The organism is Microvirga guangxiensis, from assembly GCF_900102135.1.
GTDB lineage: Bacteria > Pseudomonadota > Alphaproteobacteria > Rhizobiales > Beijerinckiaceae > Microvirga > Microvirga guangxiensis.
This window is the reverse complement of the sequence record NZ_FMVJ01000013.1, coordinates 105,245-120,901: the sequence shown is the minus strand read 5'-3', so window position 1 is coordinate 120,901 and position 15,657 is coordinate 105,245. Positions and strand designations below refer to the sequence as shown.

Genomic DNA, 15,657 nt, shown 5'->3' with positions numbered 1-15,657 from the left:
TACGACACGGCCTTATGGAAATCAGTTCACGTCAGATCGAGGCTTTTCGCGCGGTCATGCTCACCGGTAGCATCACGAGCGCATCCGAGGCACTGTTCGTCACCCAGCCGGCCGTCAGCCGTCTGATCCGAAGCCTGGAGGAAACCACCGGCCTGACACTGTTCGAGAGACGCGGCAACCATATCGTGCCGACAGCCGAGGCAACCGCACTACTCGAGGAAGTTGAGCGGTCTTTTGTCGGATTGGCACGGATCGGGGCGTTCGCTCGGGCGCTTCGGGCGCAGACTGCCGGTTCACTCCGGATTGCCGCAATGCCGGCCCTGGCCGGAAGCATCCTAACTCGTTTCGTCGCCCGGTTTTCCGTTCAGCGGCCGGATGTCCACATTACGGTTATTGGGGTGCCCTCGCATCTTGTTCTCGATGCCGTCGCAAGCGGTCAAGCTGACTTTGGCTATGCGGACAGCCCGCTTGATCGCGCCGGACTCGAGATCGAGGCCTTTCCAGTAGCGGCTGTTGCCGTTATGCGAGAGGACCACCCGCTGGCCCGACGCCGCTCCATCAAGCCGGCGGATCTCGCGGGCGAGCGTTTTGTGGGGGTCGGACCAGGTACTTTTTTTCGATCTCGTATCGATACGGCGCTCACCGATATTCCACGCACGATCTCACTTGAGACACCCCTGTCCCACATCGCCTGCCTACTCGTAGCAGAAGGCGGTGGGATCAGCTTGGTCGATCCTTACGCGGCAGCCGAATTTCAGGATAATGGGATTGTAGCGAAACCGTTTACCCCATTCATTGATGCCGGCTTCGTCTCACTGCGATCAAGTCAGCATTCAACCTCTGCACTGGCCATGACGTTTATGCGTGAGTTCCACGAGTATGTTGATCGCCGGAAGGCTCTCTAGCCCGCCCTGCGCTAATTCAAATTGGAACCTATAAAGGTTCTGAGTCCTGCAGGTCCGCGCTGTCGTGATCGATGACCGACTCTCGGGTAGGCAGATTCCTCTGACAGGCTGATCACTCCCAGGTTTGTCCCGCTCTTCAAATCACCGCTGCCGCTCATCGTGCGTCCCGAACTCAGGCCTTCCAGGTCTGGGTTTAGGTGACCGCTGTTCCCACTGGCTTTTGATCTAACAATCCGGGAAGGGCAGACCTATCTCGCCCCATCAAGTTGACGATACCCCTTTGACGATTGCGCTCCGTAGGAACGGCCGCTGTCTTAGAGGCGTTGGCCCATGCTCGATGCCTAGAAACGGAGAGGCTCATGACTAACCTTAGGCATTTAACGTCTGTCCTTGCAGGGTGTATTCTCGCCAGCAGCCTCGCGGGGAGTGTGTCCGCGCAGCCCCGGATGGATCGTGATTGGGATGGTGGCCGCGATTGGCAAGACCGAGATCGAGGCTGGGAACGCGACAGGGGTTGGCGAGATCGGGACTGGGATCGCGGCCCCCGTTGGCGAGAAAGTGACCGGGACTGTTATTATGAGACCCGTCGCACCAGGAACCGTTTCGGTGAAGTAATCATCCGGCGCTATCGCGTCTGCGAAGATTAATGCCTAACAGGCGGCGGTAGAGTGTCTACCGCCAACCTGATCGGATTATTGGGAGGGTGGAGGAGACGCTGGTGCGGGTGTCGGTGAGTTCGTTGTTGCGCGAGGTTGCGACTGCACCCGATCAAACATTCGTAGAGCTGCATCGACGCAGGCTTGTGTAGACTCTCGGCCGCTACAAACAACGCGAAGCTGGGTATCACCACTGCGCACGAAGAAATGAGCATTACCGCCTAGCCGGTGGTCGTCATCATCGCGCATATCACGCCCCCGCCGATCACCCCTATCGTAGTCCTGACCCCTTTGTCTCTCCCATCCGTCCCGGCTGTCATGCCATCTCCCGCGCCGATCGTCATCATCATCTCGCAATGAGCTCTGGCTCCATGCTGATGTCCCGATGAGAGCCAGGCCGGCGGCCAATATGAGGGCCTTCCGCATTTGGTCCTCCAAGATGCGACGCCTAGGGAATGCGCGCGAACATTCACTTTGATTAGCGTCTAGGGTGCAAGATAAACGCGCAGTGGTGAACCGAAGGGGAGAGTATTGGTTCCTGACGCGGTGAGCACTCCAAGCGCATTGCAATCGGCCTCGATGGGCCGGCGAGCTCAATTGCGCGGTGCATTGACTGTCAAGCTGCCTAACCGGCCAGACCGTCGCGCAACCTCAACGGCGACCTTGCTCCAGAACAGCACTCCGCTCTGGCCCCCATTCCCCGACTGTTATCAGCCTGCTCGCGAGCGCGGGCATAGACCTCCCTGCCTTCATAGGCGATCAGACACACCGCTTCGTACTCGACAGCGGTTAAGTCCTTGTGACGCAGCTTCCGACGAGACAAGAGGGCAGAGAGGTCGCGGAAGCATTCTAGGATCCGGCGCATGGTGGGGAGTGAAGCAGATGCCTTTGGGCCCGGCGGCACCTTGAATGCGGACCTGGTCAGGCCCGACCTCGTCTACGGTGACGTGCGAGAAGTCGTCGATCACGTCGGGGGTGAAGTGCTGGGCCGGGTCGTGGAACTCGTAAAAGATCTGCTCCTTGCAGGTTGCGGATGTGACCTGCCCTCCTGAGCCCGCCGCTTTCGTCACCGTGGCTCAGCTTGGCAATTTCACTCGGGCCGCCAGCCTCCTGAACCTATCGCAGCCGGCGCTCACAGTGCGGATTCGCAATCTGGAGGAATCCTTGGGTGTGCGCCTGTTCGACCGCAACACCCGAACTGTCTCGCTGACAAGGATCGGTCGGGAACTCGTCCCGGCGTTGCAGCGCATCCTGCGGGACCTTGATGCCGTTGTCGCTCAAGCTCGGGATTTGGCCGCTCAGCGGCACGGTATTGTGCGCCTTGCTGCCTTGCCCTCTTTTGCTGCGGGTGTCCTGCCGGAGATCATTGCCCAATTCCGCGAGACAAACCCGAAGATCTCATTCGTGATCCACGACGTAATCGCCAGCGAAGTTATTGCCCAGGTCCGTGAGGAGCAGGTCGACCTTGGACTGACAGGCGGCCGGATCGTCGATCCTGATTTCGAGGTGCTGCATACGACGCAGGATCACATGCACGTTGTCTACCCGGTTGGACATTCGTTTGGCGACATGGAACAGGTTGGTGTAGAGGCCTTGATCCGACATCCGCTTATTCTGATGCACCCGCCCACAAGCGTGCGTGCGGTGGTGGATGCCGCATTTCTTACGGCCAGCCGCTTGCCTGTCATTGCGGCTGAAGCGACGTATATGTCGACGGCGGTGGGCATGGTGCGGGCGGGACTGGGGGCCGCCATCGTGCCCGGGTCTGCCATGGAAGTCCGAGCTGAGCAGACCTTGCGCTCGCGTCCTGTCGATGACCAACGATTTACCCGGGAGGTCTCGATCATCAAGAAGGCGGAGCGGACACTTCCCGCCAGCGAGAGCTTTGCCCGCGATTTGATCCAGGCACTACAAACGGCCTGAGCCAAGCATCACAGCGTCAGCGGAAAGTCCGCAGCGGGCCCCCCACGGACGTAGAGTGGTCGTTTCTAAAGTCGGCTGTGGTTTGCCATTCGGACGTTGCTCCCGATCCTCCCGACATCAGCCCTGCTGCGGAAGGACTTTGCGTCGCCTTGCGGCAACCCTACCAGCGTATGGCTCTCGGCTGCTGAGGAATTTCAATCGTTTCACGGCTCATCGTGCGGGGACTTCATTTCCCACCACGGAAAGTGAAGTGAGAAGCAAAGTTCGGCCCGATTGACCGAATGTTGCCGCAACCGATCAAGAAAGAGGCCGCCCTCGGGTGGCCATCGAGTTCGCAGCAGGTGACTGACAGTCACGGACTTGGTCTGTGTGTAGCAACTCTCGCCACCATCACACATCTCATTCGATCGACCCCGCCTCGTGCAATCGGGAGAGCTTATCGGGATTGCGCATGATGTAGATGTTGGTGACAGTGCCATGCTCGTCATAGGCAAAGGAGATCGACGCAGTGGCCATTCCATCATCCCGCAAGATGATGCCGCAGCCCTCGTTGAGCTCTGTGGTGCTCCAGTCATAGGTGGACCACCACTGGCGGGCTTGGGCGAGGAAGTCGAGCACCGCGGCCTTGCCATGCAGGATCCGCTGGATGGTCGGTACCTTTCCGCCGCTGTCGGCCGTGAGCGCGATCTCGTCCGACAGCAGGGCTGCCAGAGGGGCGGCGCGTCCACTGCTGATGGCGGTTTCGAACGCAGTAAGCAGTTCTTCCTGCCGGGCCACCGGGGTAAGATGCCTGACCTTGGCCCTGCCAATGTTCTCGCGGGCTCGTGAGACGAGCTTGCGGCAAGTGGGTTCCTGGAGGCTCAGCGTCTGGGCGATCTCGGGATAGGGCAACTCGAAGATGTCGTGAAGTAGATAAGCTGCACGCTCTTTGGGAGTGAGCCGCTCCAGCATCAGCAGAAAGGCGGTGGAGAGAGTGGAGGCGAGCAATTGCCCGTCCTCCAAGAACTCGCCAGTCGCGGTGTGGACCGGCTCCGGCAGCCAGGGGCCGACATAGTCGACCCTGGCCCTGCTGGGAGTCCGCAGCATGTCGATGCAACGCCGGGTGCAGGCTGTCGTCAGCCAGGAGGCTGGGTTCTCGATCAGCTCATGGTTGGCCCCCTGCCATTTCAGGAAGGTGTCCTGAACGGCATCCTCGGCATCCGCCCGGGAGCCGAGGATGCGATAGGCCAACCCCAGGAGTCTGGACCTCGATTGCTCGAAGAGGAGAACGTCATTGCGGTCCGGCATCACATGGTCTCCCGGGATCAGTTCGATCCGCCCTTCGCCCACACCGGGGTGACGGCACGGACCTCCGGCTCTCCGGCGATCAGGGGCGTCACCTCCTTGATGTAAGCGGCATACCACGGAGCCTTGATGAAGTCCTGAGGTGCCACTCGATCCCTGTATTGCTGGAAGGCACAGATCACGTCGGGATCGTTGTCGTCGTAGCAGTAGAAGTAGGCCTCATGCGCCGGGTTGCCGGCAATGTTGGGCATGAGGTGTCGCTCCCAGACCTGACGGACCTCGTCACGTTTTCCGGGAAGAGTCTTGTGCATAATGAGAAGGGCAGCCTTGTTCATGGGAACCTCCAAGTTGTCCTGAGCGATAGTAAGATGTTCCGCGGTTCGGCCGCAGCCATCTTCACCTATGACGAGTGAGCTTCAAAGGTTGTGACGCCTCTCCGAAAAATTCTCGTCATGTTGGATTGAATGTTAGGTGGACGGAGATCGTGTGAACACGTCCTATTGGAGCCAGCAAGCAGCCAATTTGAGACCTCCCGCCCCGGAGCGCCCCAGACCCCTTGTGGTCTTAGGCGACCTCGGAAGGTGACTTGGCAGTGGTCGTCCCTCGAATGATCGGTAAACCAATTTCGCTTTTGATCGGGTGCACATCCAGGCAGCAGATTGAGCACCCCTGAGCAAGGTGTGAAGATGCCTGTAGATCGTGCGCTTCTGAAACAGCCCTTGGGTGAGTTGGTCTGATAAGGCTGGTGCGGTGAACCCGAGGGGCTTTCTAGCCCAGCTATATAGCTCCGCACTTACTAAGTGGGCAGGACACCTTGGTGTTGGCCAGAGCAAACTCAGCAAGCTGGTTCATGGCAGAGATGTGGTTCCCGATCATCGGCTTCATTAGAGCCAGAACCAGACGGAGACCGGTCGCGGCGGCTGGCCCGCTCGCTCGAAAGCTGGCCTATCGATTTCCCAGCCTTGAGGCCGAGGTGTACACTGGGCCGACCAACTTCCTGAGACTGGGGGCGGCGATGGCCCGCTTCACCGCAAAGGTTCTCGGACTGCTCGTATGGCTGGCGATGTTCCTCTGCACCGCTCCTGTCCATGCGGACCCGTTTTTCGTCCGGGTATATGGTAGGACGTATAAGATTGACCCTCGAAACCCTACCAGCGAGCCCAAAGGTCCAAAGCCGCAGGAGGCCATGAAAGCCCTTCCTTCTGACCTTGCGAAAGGTCCTGGCTTCAAGCCGTCGCACGAGCAGGTGCTTGCTGAAGTCGAGGAACGGGTCTGGATCGCGCGCACCCAACTCGATGAAGCATCAGAGAACACCACCCCCTCACGGGGCGCAGAGACGAACGCCACAGAGATGACAGGATCCCTTGCGACCGGAGCAGAGCAGAGTCGTTCACCCGAGGTGCAGAAGCTCTCCGACCGCCACAGGGCTCTGAACCTCCTCGTTCGGGAGTTGCGCAGGTCTATGGACCTGCCGGTGAGGACGCCAGGGGCTGGGTTCTCCCGGCCAAAGCTTTCACCTGAGATTGAGGCCAACTTCCGCAGTCTGAACTTTGATCCCCTGGAGGCCTACTACAGCTTCAGACGCGTCAAGGCGGCTTTTCGATCCAACGACATCCAACTTCTCGCCAGGGTGATCCACTACCCTCTAGTGGTAACGGGAAAGATCAGACGAAGCATTCGCAATCGTGATCAGCTCATGACGGCCAAGGAAATGGTTCTGAACCCGCGCATTCGAGAGATCGCTGCGAAATCCACCTTCGAGACAGTCTTCGTTCGGGACAAGGGGATGATGCTTGGCGAGGGAGAGGTCTGGATTACCAACGACAAGGCGGGCTTCGGATTGGGAGCGATCAACACGGAGTAGATCTTAACGCACCTGCGCCTTGCTGACGGCTTCCCCATTGCCGGAAAGGGCACAATATGACGGACGCGAAAGCCAATCGTCGCACCTGATCTTAGCTGGAATGGGGCATTGGTGGACTGTCTGAAACAGCAGATGTGAAAGGAATTACGAATGTTGGTGGGCCGGCAATCTAAGATCATCGCGTTCGTAGCCTTGGCGACACTTATGGGAATAGCCAACACGGCGGACGCAGCGCAGTGCGGCAGTACGGCAACTGGCTTTGAGGCTTGGAAGCGGCAGTTTGCCACTGAAGCAAGAGGAAGAGGCGCCAGCACCACGGCTGTCGCAGCTCTCATGGGAGCTACCTATGCGACAGCGACCATCGCGGCTGATCGAGGCCAGAGGAGTTTCCGTCTGTCGCTTGATCAGTTTCTTGCAAAGCGGGGCGGCCCGACGATCACCGCTCGAGGGCGTGCACTCAAGCAGTCTCAGGCGGCACTCTTTGCCTCTCTTGAGCAGCGCTATGGCGTCCCGCCAGGGCCGCTTCTAGCGATCTGGGGCATGGAGACGGCTTTCGGGACCCAACGTGGCAACCAGAACACTCTGTCGGCTGTGGCAACGCTCGCTTATGATTGCCGTCGGTCAGCCTTCTTCACCGAACAGCTTTACGCTACCCTGACCCTGATCGACCGTGGCATTCTCTCGGCAGGCACGCGCGGCTCCATGCACGGCGAGATTGGCCAGACCCAGTTCCTGCCCAAGAGTATCCTGAACTACGGCACTGGCGGCGACCTCAACAATGCTGCCGACGCCCTCGCCTCGACGGCCAATTTCCTTAAGGCCCATGGCTGGCGTGCTGGTGCAGGCTACCAGCCTGGCGAACCCAACTTCAGCGCGATCCAGGCCTGGAATGCCGCTCCGGTCTACCAGAGAGCCATCGCTCTGATCGGTCGGCAGATCGATGGACCCGAAGGGCCGTCCGCGCGCCGCTAATGGCGCGCCTCGGCGCTTCGTTTCCTCTTGGAGAGGGCAGCTGAGGCATCACGCCCATTCCGTTTTGCCTTCGGGCGTCGGATATACATGTGCCATGGAATTGAAATGAAGGCGCAGATCCAAGAACCGAAGGCCGCGACGGCACCGTAGATGGCATGCTTGATGGAGCTGATAACTGCGAAGGCTGAGAGCAGGTACCAGATAGGGCTTCAGTGCGCGGCCCTGACCCGGTGCCGGGCGAACACAGCCGCGTTGAAGAAAACGCAGGCTGCACCAGATATCGCAGTGGCCAGCACAACGCCGAGCCTGATCAATGAGTCAACCGCGACAGTCATCGACGCTCCCACGATGGGTCCCCAGCCACTGATGCACTCTGGATTCACAGTGTATCCTGTCGACGTAATCGTCAGACAGCTCCGTGCCATCAGACGAAACCGTCGGAGCTCATCTTACGTTGATGCATAGCCAGGATTCCTTGAACACGCGGTGAGCCACCACTTAGAGCATCCGATTAGCCCAGCTCGCTGGACTGCTATCGCACAAGAGCGACTCTGGGTCACCCCAAGAAGGTCGCCGATGGCTCTGAAAGGTCTGCTTGTCCACGCAGTGTGGAAGTATAACTAAGGTCAGCCTGATGTCACCCACAGACTTTAGCAGCTGTAGATCCTGACAATTTCGGATAGGTTCAAGCCTCTTTTAACCCTGAGAGACAACTTCTGCTAAGATGGGTTCACCCGAACCGATAGGTTGCCCATTGCGGAGATGGCATTGCATTGCCGCCGTCAATATCTGTTTGGCCTTCGTGAAGTAGTCATTGGCCAAGGAGCGATGGGTCACTGCGCAGCCGCACCTGGGCGACATAAATCAGGTGGAGGGGCCGGTACCCGGCGTCTCTGAGCGCGAGTCACGTAACCATGAGGGAGTACCCGGCCGATGGCGAGAATATGAACGCGCTCATCCTTCATGATGAAGACCAGGGTGTCGGATCGCCGGCCTTGGTGTTTCTGCACTATTTCGCCGGCTCCCTACGGTCCTGGGTTCATGTGGCCGGGAATTTGTCGCGCGCCTACAGGTGCTTGTGCGTCGATCTTCCCGGTTTCGGCCGCTCGCCACCGATGTCTGCCTTCAGTGTGGATGCGGTCGGTAGAACGATCGCGCAGCACATCGCGAGCCGTCGCCTTGGTACTTACGTTCTCGTCGGCCATTCCATGGGCGGCAAGCTGGCGCTCGCCTGCGCGGCCGATCCACCTCCGGGACTTGTCGGCGTCGTCTTGGTGGCTCCCTCACCACCCTCACCTGAGCCGATGGACGAGACGGAGCGTGCGCGCCTGCTGGCGAATCATGGTACCCGAGCCTCGGCGGAGCAAACCCTACGCATGATCACGCGGCGGTTGATCCCGGCGGAGGACACCGATATTTGCATCGCAGACAATCTGATGACTTCGGCCGAGGCTTGGCACTGGTGGCTTGCCGAGGGCAGTCGCGAGACCATCACGGCTCAGACTGAGCGGGTGGCCTGCCCGGTTCTGGTTATGGGCGGGAGCGAAGACCCCGTCATCGCGCCTGCCGTCATCGCAACCGAGGTCATGCCCCGACTCGCCAATGCCTCTCGTACCGAAATTGCAGGCGCCGGGCACCTTCTCCCGTTCGAGGCCGCAAAGGAAGTTTCAGACAACATCCGCACCTTCGTCACAGAACAGTGCCGTGGCGCGATGAGAGCTACGCCGTAGGAAAGCGGGCGCCCGGATTCTTCGCATCTTTTCGGGGTGTGTCGGCACCTTATGCTTCTCTCAAAGGCCAATCGATTTGCATAGGCCGGGCAATCGACCCGACCGCCTTGCTCAAGGGTGCCTTGTGACCCCTTTGGAGGCCTGATATGGCAGCGCCCTGGTTTATGTTCGCGACCGGCATCGAGAACAGCTATCCAACGATCAAGAATGGCACCGTCCGTGTCGACGAGATGGACAAATGCGGCCATTACAAGCACTGGAGGAGGGATTTTGAACTCCTTCAGGAACTCGACATCCGCTACCTGCGCTATGGCCCACCGATCCACCGTGTCTGGCTGAACCAGGGACTGTATGATTGGAGCTTCCCGGATCAGACCTTTGGCGTTTTGAAGACGATGGACATCGTCCCAATTGTCGATCTCTGCCATTTCGGGGTTCCGGACTGGATCGGCAACTTCCAGAACCCGGACTTTCCAACTTTGTTTGCAGAGTACGCGACCGCCTTCGCACAGCGCTTTCTCTGGGTGCAGCTCTACACGCCTGTGAACGAGATGTTCATCTGCGCTACCTTCTCGGCCGCCTATGGCTGGTGGAACGAGCAGTTGAGCAGTGACACGGCCTTCGTGATGGCGCTCAAGCACATCGTGAAGGCGAATATTCTAGCGATGGCTGCTATTCTCAAGATCCGCCCTGACGCGATCTTTATTCAGAGCGAGTCATCTGAATATTTCCATGCCGACGAGCCGGATGCGATCGGCAACGCAGAGATCATGAATGCGCGTCGGTTCCTGTCGCTGGATCTCAATTATGGCCGCCGCGTCGATTCCGAAATGTATCAGTTTCTCCTCGACAATGGCATGACACGCGACGAATACCAGTTCTTCATGACACATCGCCTGCGGCAGCACTGCATCATGGGCAACGATTACTACGTGACGAACGAACACCGTGTCGCTTCTGACGGGCGCACATGGTCTGCCGGCGAGATCTTCGGATATGCAGAGATCACCCGGCAATATTACGAGCGCTACCGTCTTCCCGTCATGCACACGGAGACGAATCTGGCTCAAGACACCAACGGCGACGAGGCCGTGACTTGGCTCAGGAAAGAGTGGGCAAATGTCATGCGAGTGCGCAACAGCGGCGTTCCGATCGTTGGATTCACTTGGTACTCGCTGACGGATCAGGTCGACTGGGATACAGCCCTGCGGGAGGAGAACGGCCGGGCGAACGCCCGCGGCCTTTATGATTTGGATCGGAACATCCGGCCAGTCGGGAAAGCCTATCAACTCCTGATTCAGAGATGGCGCAGAGTTCTGCCGACACAAAGCGTCTGTCTTACCGTTCCGATCGTTCGACCGAGCCAATTTGAAAGCGCGCATGCGCTCTCTCAGCAGGAAGCGGCCCGAAACCTGAGGAATGCGGCTCCGGCATCGCCAACCATGACGGATCATGCCGGCTGAATGCGCGTCTTCGCCATCTGCCGGAGACAGACCTCTGCATGGCTTTCCCTTGCCGCCAGCGCGGCTGCACCCTGACCTGTACGCGGCAGAGTTCATCGGTACGGCCCTTCTGGTTTTGGTCGGCGTGTCAGTGGTCATTCTCATGTTTGGGCAAGGCAGTCCGGGAGAAAGGCTGATCCCAAGCGAAGGCTGGCGCCTGTTTCTAACCGGCGGCTTGTTCGGCTCGGTCGGCGCGCTGATCGCTGTTTCGCCGATCGGCCGCATCAGCGGCGCACATATCAATCCTGCGGTGACGATCGCATTCTGGCTGGAGGGCAAGCTCTCGTGGCGTGATGCTGCCTTTTACGTCTTGGCTCAGTTCGCCGGCAGCGTTATCGGAGCTTGGCCTCTTCTGGGCTGGGGACGCATGGGACGAAGCGTGGCGTTTGGTGCGACGCAGCCGGGGACTGATGTTCCCATCTGGGCCGCTACCCTAGGGGAGACAGGAGTGACCTTTTTTCTCATCCTGGCAGTTTTCACCATGGCGGCACATCCACGTACCCGTAGTTTCACCCCGTTGGCCTTGCCGGCTGTGCTCTCGGTGTTGGTATGGCTGGAGGCTCCCCTCTCCGGAGCCAGTGCAAACCCGGCTCGATCATTCGGACCCGCCTTAATCGCTAGAGTCTCGATGGACCCATGGATCTACATCGTAGGGCCCTCTCCTGGGGCTCTCCTGTATGCCGGCGTCGTACGCATTGTGGCTGTGCGTCTTCCTCGTGTCACGGTCGCGCGATTATTCCATTTTAACATTGAGGTTTGACAGCGTTCCGGCAGAAACAGTCCGCTCAAGGTCAATCTGAGCCGTTAGGCTTGTCCATCTGAACGTCAGCTTGCCCGACGAGTGCAGAAGTACGGTTAAGTTCAGCCCTATGTCAGGAGCCGACGTTCGTCATAGGTGCTTAGGAGCCTTACCGGAGATTGATACTCCGACCTCTTCTCCATCATCGATGCCCCAGCGGCCTCCAACCAGGGTGGTCGAAGTGGTCGCCATAAGCGTTCAGGGCCAACACAGTGGCGACCGCGCCTTGCTCCTGCTGACCCTCTTCCTTCATGGCGTTGATGCCGTCCAGAACCTGAGTCAGTGCCACATGAAGCTGGAGGTCTGCCGCCTCTGGCAGCTTGCAGTTTGACACCACGTAGTCGACCTGCTCCTGGATCCGATCTGCAAGCGCGGAGAACTCAGTCGCGCTGTACCGGCCTGCATGGATCTGCGGCAGGGCGGTATCGAGCGCTTCGCGGATCCGGCTCATCCCGGTCCTCAGGGCCTCGTCCGTCTGCCACTTCTGACCCTTGTTGAGCCTCAGTTCCATGGCAGATGCCCCGTGCCCGTCGTGTGCATGCGGAGCGGCGGAGTAAACGGTCCCGGCGAAACCTGCTGTCAGGCCGAGTGCGACCAAAGCCGCAATAAGCGTTTTCTTCGTAGCCATGATTGGAACTCCTGTTTCGTTGCTCGATGGGCTGGTTTGTGTTGCCGGTCAGCGAAGCCGCGCTTGGACGAGTTCGCCCGTGGCCTGGGTGTAGACGGCCTTGATCGGGAAGCCGCTGTCGTTCACCGCTCGAACCTCGTAGCACCCGTGTTCGGCCTTGAGCCGGTCAACACGGTACCCGAAGGCTTCGAGCTCCTTGCTCACCTCGCTTGCGGCGACGATGCGGCCATCGTCACGGGGGGTACAGCGGCGGTAGGAGCCATCGGCCAATGCCGGGACGGCAAGCCCTGCCATGAGAAGGGTCGATGTCATGATGATCGTGCGCATGTCAGTCTCCTGTTGTCCTGATCCGATTGGCGTGTCCGGATCGATAGGAATGACATTAGCGACCTGGCGCTTTCGGCCGACTGTTGATCCATGTCAGCGAATTGTCAGGTGCGCGGAGGCATCCTTGCCCCATGATCACGACCCGCCGAACCATCATCATTCTCGGCCTCGTCGCAGCCCTGCTGCCGTCCGCCGTCTGGGCTGATCGCGAGCGCGACTCCGATCTTGCCCGCCGTGCTGTCGAGCGGGGCGAGGCGCTCGCCCTCGCCGATATCCTGACGCGGGTGCGCTCCGACCTTGGCGGCGAGGTCGTCGGTGTGGAGTTCGACCGCAAGCGCGACCGCTGGATCTACGAGTTCAAGGTGATCGATCTGACCGGACGGCTGTGGGAGGTCTATGTCGACGCCGCCACGGCCGCGATCCTCAAGCGGGAGGGACACTGATGCGCATTCTTCTCGTCGAGGATGATCCCCGCATCGCCCGCAAGGTGGAAGCCGTCCTGACGGACGCGGGCTACGCCGTCGATCATGTGGCCGACGGTGAAGAGGCTTGGTTCCTCGGCGACACGGAAGACTATGACCTCGCCGTCCTCGATCTCGGCCTACCGAAGATGGACGGCCTTGGCGTACTCCGGAAGTGGCGGGCGGCGGCGCGAGACCTCCCGGTGCTGATCCTAACCGCACGCGGTGCCTGGGCTGAGCGGGTCGAGGGCATCGATGCGGGCGCCGACGACTACCTTGCCAAGCCGTTCGCGATGGAGGAACTGCTGGCCCGGGTGCGCGCCCTCCTGCGCCGTGCCGCCGGCCGCTCCGCGCCAGTCCTCGTGTCTGGTCCTGTCATGCTTGACACCCGCAAGATGCGGGTCACGGTTGACGACGTGCCGCTCAATCTCTCGCCGTTGGAATACCGCTGCCTGAGCTATCTGATGCACCATGCCGGGCGGGTGATTCCGCCGACGGAGCTGATGGAGCACCTCTACGCGCACGACCATGACCGCGACCCCAACGCGCTGGAGGTGCTCGTCGGGCGCCTGCGCCGAAAGCTCGGCGTCGACCTCATCGAGACCCGCCGCGGCTTCGGCTATCTCGTGCCTGAGCCTGCGCCGACATGAGGCAGGGCTCGCTCAGGCTGCGCCTTCTCGCTGCCGGGGCGGCCTCCATCCTCGTTGCTCTCGCGATTGCGGGCTTCGGCCTGCTGCTACTGTTCGAGCGGCATGTGGAACGGCGCATGGCGGCCGAGCTGGGCTCGCATCTCAATCAGCTTGTGAGCAGCCTCGCCCGGACTGCGGACGGCACGCCCGGCGTCGGCGTGCCACCGGCGGAGCCGCGATTCCTCCAACCCTTGAGCGGGCTCTATTGGCAGATTGCCGACGATGTAACCAACACCGTGCTGCGGTCGCGCTCGCTCTGGGACGCCACACTGCCACTGCCGCCTGACGTGCCGGCAGCCGGAGAGGTCCACCAGCATACGATCCCCGGCCCTGGCGGTGCCTCGCTGCTGGCGGTAGAGCGCCGGATCTCTCTGCCGGCAAGCGTCGGAGGCGGAACGATCCGCGCCGTGGTGGCCATCGACCGCGCGGAGGTCCATGCCGCCGGCCTCGCTTTTGCCTCCGATCTTCTCCCGTCTCTGGCTCTTCTAGCAGCCGTCCTGATTGCCGCCGCGTGGATCCAGGTCAGTGTTGGCCTGCGTCCGCTCGATGCCGTGCGCCGCCGTCTTGCCAAGGTGCGCTCCGGTGAGGCAGACCGACTGGGAGCGGCCTTCCCGGCCGAAGTTCGCCCGCTCGTCGCTGAGGTCGACCATTTGCTCGACGAACAGGAAAAGGCCGTCGCCCAAGCACGGGCGCGGGCCGCCGACCTGGCGCATGGCCTGAAGACGCCGCTGACGGTTCTCAGTGCTGACGCGAAGGAACTCAGGACCCGCGGCAACACTCGCTTGGCCGACGAGATCGAAACTGTCACGGCCGGAATGCGCCGCCACGTCGAGCGCGAACTGGTGCGGGCCCGGACCGGCCTTCGCGCGCGATCGGGGCCGGTGCAGCCAGTCCGCTCTGTGGTCGAACAAGTGATCGGCGTGCTGCGGCGATCTCCCCAGGGGAACAAGCTGTCCTGGGAGTTTGATGTCACAGACGGCCTTAGGGTCCGGATAGATGCTCAGGACTTGGCCGAGATCCTCGGCAATCTGGCTGAGAACGCAGCTGGCTGGGCCACCAGCTCGGTGAGGATCAAGGGCCGACAGGAAGGCAATACGGTCGTTCTTCGGGTCGAGGACGATGGGCCTGGGGTGCCGGAGGATCAGATCGACACCGTGCTCGCCCGCGGCGGGCGGTTGGACCAGACCCGCCCCGGCACGGGTCTGGGACTTGCCATCGTCGGCGATCTGGTCGAGGCGTTTGGCGGCTCCTTCACCCTGGGGCGCTCATCGCTCGGCGGCCTTCTGGCGGAAGTCCGGCTACCGAACCCGACATGAAGAACGCGGGCTCAGGGTGCCTGCTTCCTTCCCGTAATCATCGCCTTTACAAGGTTCTCGCCATGCTCCAGGCCGGAGAAGACGACGCCCGCCACGTGCAGGATGATGAGCCCGATGGTCGTGTAGACAAGCCCCTCATGAAGATCCTCGACCCACTCGGAGCCCCAGAACGCATCGGTGGTCATGGCGAACCCTGTGGCTGCAATGCCGGTCATCATGACGAGCAGGGCTACGACCATCGCGCCGCCTGCCGGATTATGCCCGAGATGCCGCGGCGCCCTGACCCGAAGGGCCTTCCCGGCGTAGGCCATAATCTCCCCCGGCGAGCGAACGAAGTCGCTGAACCGGGCATGGCGGGTTCCGACGAAGCCCCACACGATCCGCAGCGCCACGAGAGCGGCGATGGCGTAGCCGATGCGGATGTGCAGCCACTCGAGCTGGCCCCCAGTCACGAACGCGACGGCGAACAGGGCCACGAGGCTCCAGTGGAAGAGGCGGACGAACGGATCCCAGACGCGGACAGTCCTCGCTTGGGATGAGGAGGCGGCGGCCGCCGGCATCGCGCCGGCGGCCTCGACCGTTTGTTTGCTCGCGCTCATGC

General features: G+C 60.8%; 17 protein-coding genes. 10 read left to right on the top strand and 7 right to left on the bottom strand.

Annotated features, from left to right (window positions below; all coding sequences use genetic code 11):
- The first annotated feature begins 14 nt into the window (after positions 1 to 14).
- Positions 15 to 905 carry a LysR family transcriptional regulator gene (locus BLP10_RS19035; RefSeq protein ID WP_091138201.1) on the top strand — a complete coding sequence of 297 codons (891 nt, stop codon included), beginning with the start codon at positions 15 to 17 and terminating at the stop codon, positions 903 to 905.
- Between the two features lie 1,405 nt (positions 906 to 2,310).
- Here BLP10_RS19035 and BLP10_RS19030 read toward each other — a convergent pair.
- Positions 2,311 to 2,631 (bottom strand): acyclic terpene utilization AtuA family protein, encoded by a 321-nt coding sequence (locus BLP10_RS19030; RefSeq protein ID WP_091138199.1) that lies wholly within the window; start codon positions 2,629 to 2,631, stop codon positions 2,311 to 2,313.
- Between BLP10_RS19030 and BLP10_RS19025 the strand changes: the two genes are divergently transcribed.
- A complete protein-coding gene (locus BLP10_RS19025) occupies positions 2,597 to 3,484 on the top strand; it encodes a LysR family transcriptional regulator (RefSeq protein ID WP_091138196.1) in 888 nt (295 codons plus the stop codon). The genes BLP10_RS19030 and BLP10_RS19025 overlap by 35 nt on opposite strands.
- 399 nt (positions 3,485 to 3,883) lie before the next feature.
- Here BLP10_RS19025 and BLP10_RS19020 read toward each other — a convergent pair whose 3' ends face one another.
- Entirely contained in the window at positions 3,884 to 4,771 is an 888-nt protein-coding gene (locus BLP10_RS19020) for a sigma-70 family RNA polymerase sigma factor (RefSeq protein ID WP_091138245.1), read from the bottom strand.
- Positions 4,772 to 4,788: 17 nt separating this feature from the next.
- Positions 4,789 to 5,103 carry a putative quinol monooxygenase gene (locus BLP10_RS19015; protein WP_091138193.1) on the bottom strand — a complete coding sequence of 105 codons (315 nt, stop codon included), beginning with the start codon at positions 5,101 to 5,103 and terminating at the stop codon, positions 4,789 to 4,791.
- A gap of 515 nt (positions 5,104 to 5,618) precedes the next feature.
- Between BLP10_RS19015 and BLP10_RS19010 the strand changes: the two genes are divergently transcribed.
- Both BLP10_RS19010 and BLP10_RS19005 read left to right on the top strand, forming a co-directional pair.
- Entirely contained in the window at positions 5,619 to 6,632 is a 1,014-nt protein-coding gene (locus BLP10_RS19010; RefSeq protein ID WP_091138190.1) for a potassium-transporting ATPase subunit C, read from the top strand.
- 204 nt (positions 6,633 to 6,836) lie between these two features.
- Entirely contained in the window at positions 6,837 to 7,604 is a 768-nt protein-coding gene (locus BLP10_RS19005) for a lytic murein transglycosylase (protein WP_244510701.1), read from the top strand.
- On the opposite strand, the gene BLP10_RS23985 is transcribed toward BLP10_RS19005, so the two are convergent.
- Complete coding sequence (locus BLP10_RS23985) at positions 7,601 to 7,798, bottom strand: hypothetical protein (protein WP_342026212.1); 198 nt, start codon at positions 7,796 to 7,798, stop codon at positions 7,601 to 7,603. The genes BLP10_RS19005 and BLP10_RS23985 overlap by 4 nt on opposite strands.
- Before the next feature lie 750 nt (positions 7,799 to 8,548).
- Here BLP10_RS23985 and BLP10_RS18995 point away from each other — a divergent pair.
- The 3 genes from BLP10_RS18995 (at position 8,549) to BLP10_RS18985 (ending at position 11,596) form a co-directional block, all read left to right on the top strand.
- Positions 8,549 to 9,334, top strand: coding sequence for an alpha/beta fold hydrolase (locus tag BLP10_RS18995; RefSeq protein WP_175493974.1), 786 nt, complete (start codon positions 8,549 to 8,551; stop codon positions 9,332 to 9,334).
- 146 nt (positions 9,335 to 9,480) lie between these two features.
- Positions 9,481 to 10,797: a family 1 glycosylhydrolase gene (locus BLP10_RS18990; protein ID WP_091138184.1), complete on the top strand. Its 1,317-nt coding sequence runs from the start codon at positions 9,481 to 9,483 to the stop codon at positions 10,795 to 10,797.
- Positions 10,787 to 11,596, top strand: coding sequence for an MIP/aquaporin family protein (locus BLP10_RS18985; protein ID WP_091138183.1), 810 nt, complete (start codon positions 10,787 to 10,789; stop codon positions 11,594 to 11,596). The genes BLP10_RS18990 and BLP10_RS18985 overlap by 11 nt, the downstream gene beginning before the upstream one ends.
- 181 nt (positions 11,597 to 11,777) lie before the next feature.
- Here BLP10_RS18985 and BLP10_RS18980 read toward each other — a convergent pair whose 3' ends face one another.
- Both BLP10_RS18980 and BLP10_RS18975 read right to left on the bottom strand, forming a co-directional pair.
- Positions 11,778 to 12,263 carry a hypothetical protein gene (locus tag BLP10_RS18980; protein ID WP_091138180.1) on the bottom strand — a complete coding sequence of 162 codons (486 nt, stop codon included), beginning with the start codon at positions 12,261 to 12,263 and terminating at the stop codon, positions 11,778 to 11,780.
- 48 nt (positions 12,264 to 12,311) lie between these two features.
- The gene (locus tag BLP10_RS18975; RefSeq protein WP_091138178.1) at positions 12,312 to 12,590 is read right to left on the bottom strand and encodes a PepSY domain-containing protein; all 279 of its coding nucleotides are present in this window, start codon (positions 12,588 to 12,590) and stop codon (positions 12,312 to 12,314) included.
- Between the two features lie 131 nt (positions 12,591 to 12,721).
- On the opposite strand from BLP10_RS18975, the gene BLP10_RS18970 reads away from it, so the two are divergent.
- The 3 genes from BLP10_RS18970 to BLP10_RS18960 are packed head-to-tail and all read left to right on the top strand — an operon-like array spanning position 12,722 to position 15,056.
- The gene (locus tag BLP10_RS18970) at positions 12,722 to 13,033 is read left to right on the top strand and encodes a PepSY domain-containing protein (protein ID WP_091138176.1); all 312 of its coding nucleotides are present in this window, start codon (positions 12,722 to 12,724) and stop codon (positions 13,031 to 13,033) included.
- Positions 13,033 to 13,701 carry a response regulator transcription factor gene (locus BLP10_RS18965; protein ID WP_091138173.1) on the top strand — a complete coding sequence of 223 codons (669 nt, stop codon included), beginning with the start codon at positions 13,033 to 13,035 and terminating at the stop codon, positions 13,699 to 13,701. The genes BLP10_RS18970 and BLP10_RS18965 overlap by 1 nt, the downstream gene beginning before the upstream one ends.
- Positions 13,698 to 15,056, top strand: coding sequence for an ATP-binding protein (locus tag BLP10_RS18960; RefSeq protein WP_091138171.1), 1,359 nt, complete (start codon positions 13,698 to 13,700; stop codon positions 15,054 to 15,056). Before BLP10_RS18965 ends, BLP10_RS18960 begins: the two co-directional genes overlap by 4 nt.
- Before the next feature lie 11 nt (positions 15,057 to 15,067).
- Here BLP10_RS18960 and BLP10_RS18955 read toward each other — a convergent pair whose 3' ends face one another.
- Positions 15,068 to 15,655, bottom strand: a complete 588-nt coding sequence (locus BLP10_RS18955) for a cytochrome b/b6 domain-containing protein (protein WP_091138168.1) — start codon at positions 15,653 to 15,655, stop codon at positions 15,068 to 15,070.
- Between the last annotated feature and the right edge of the window lie 2 nt (positions 15,656 to 15,657).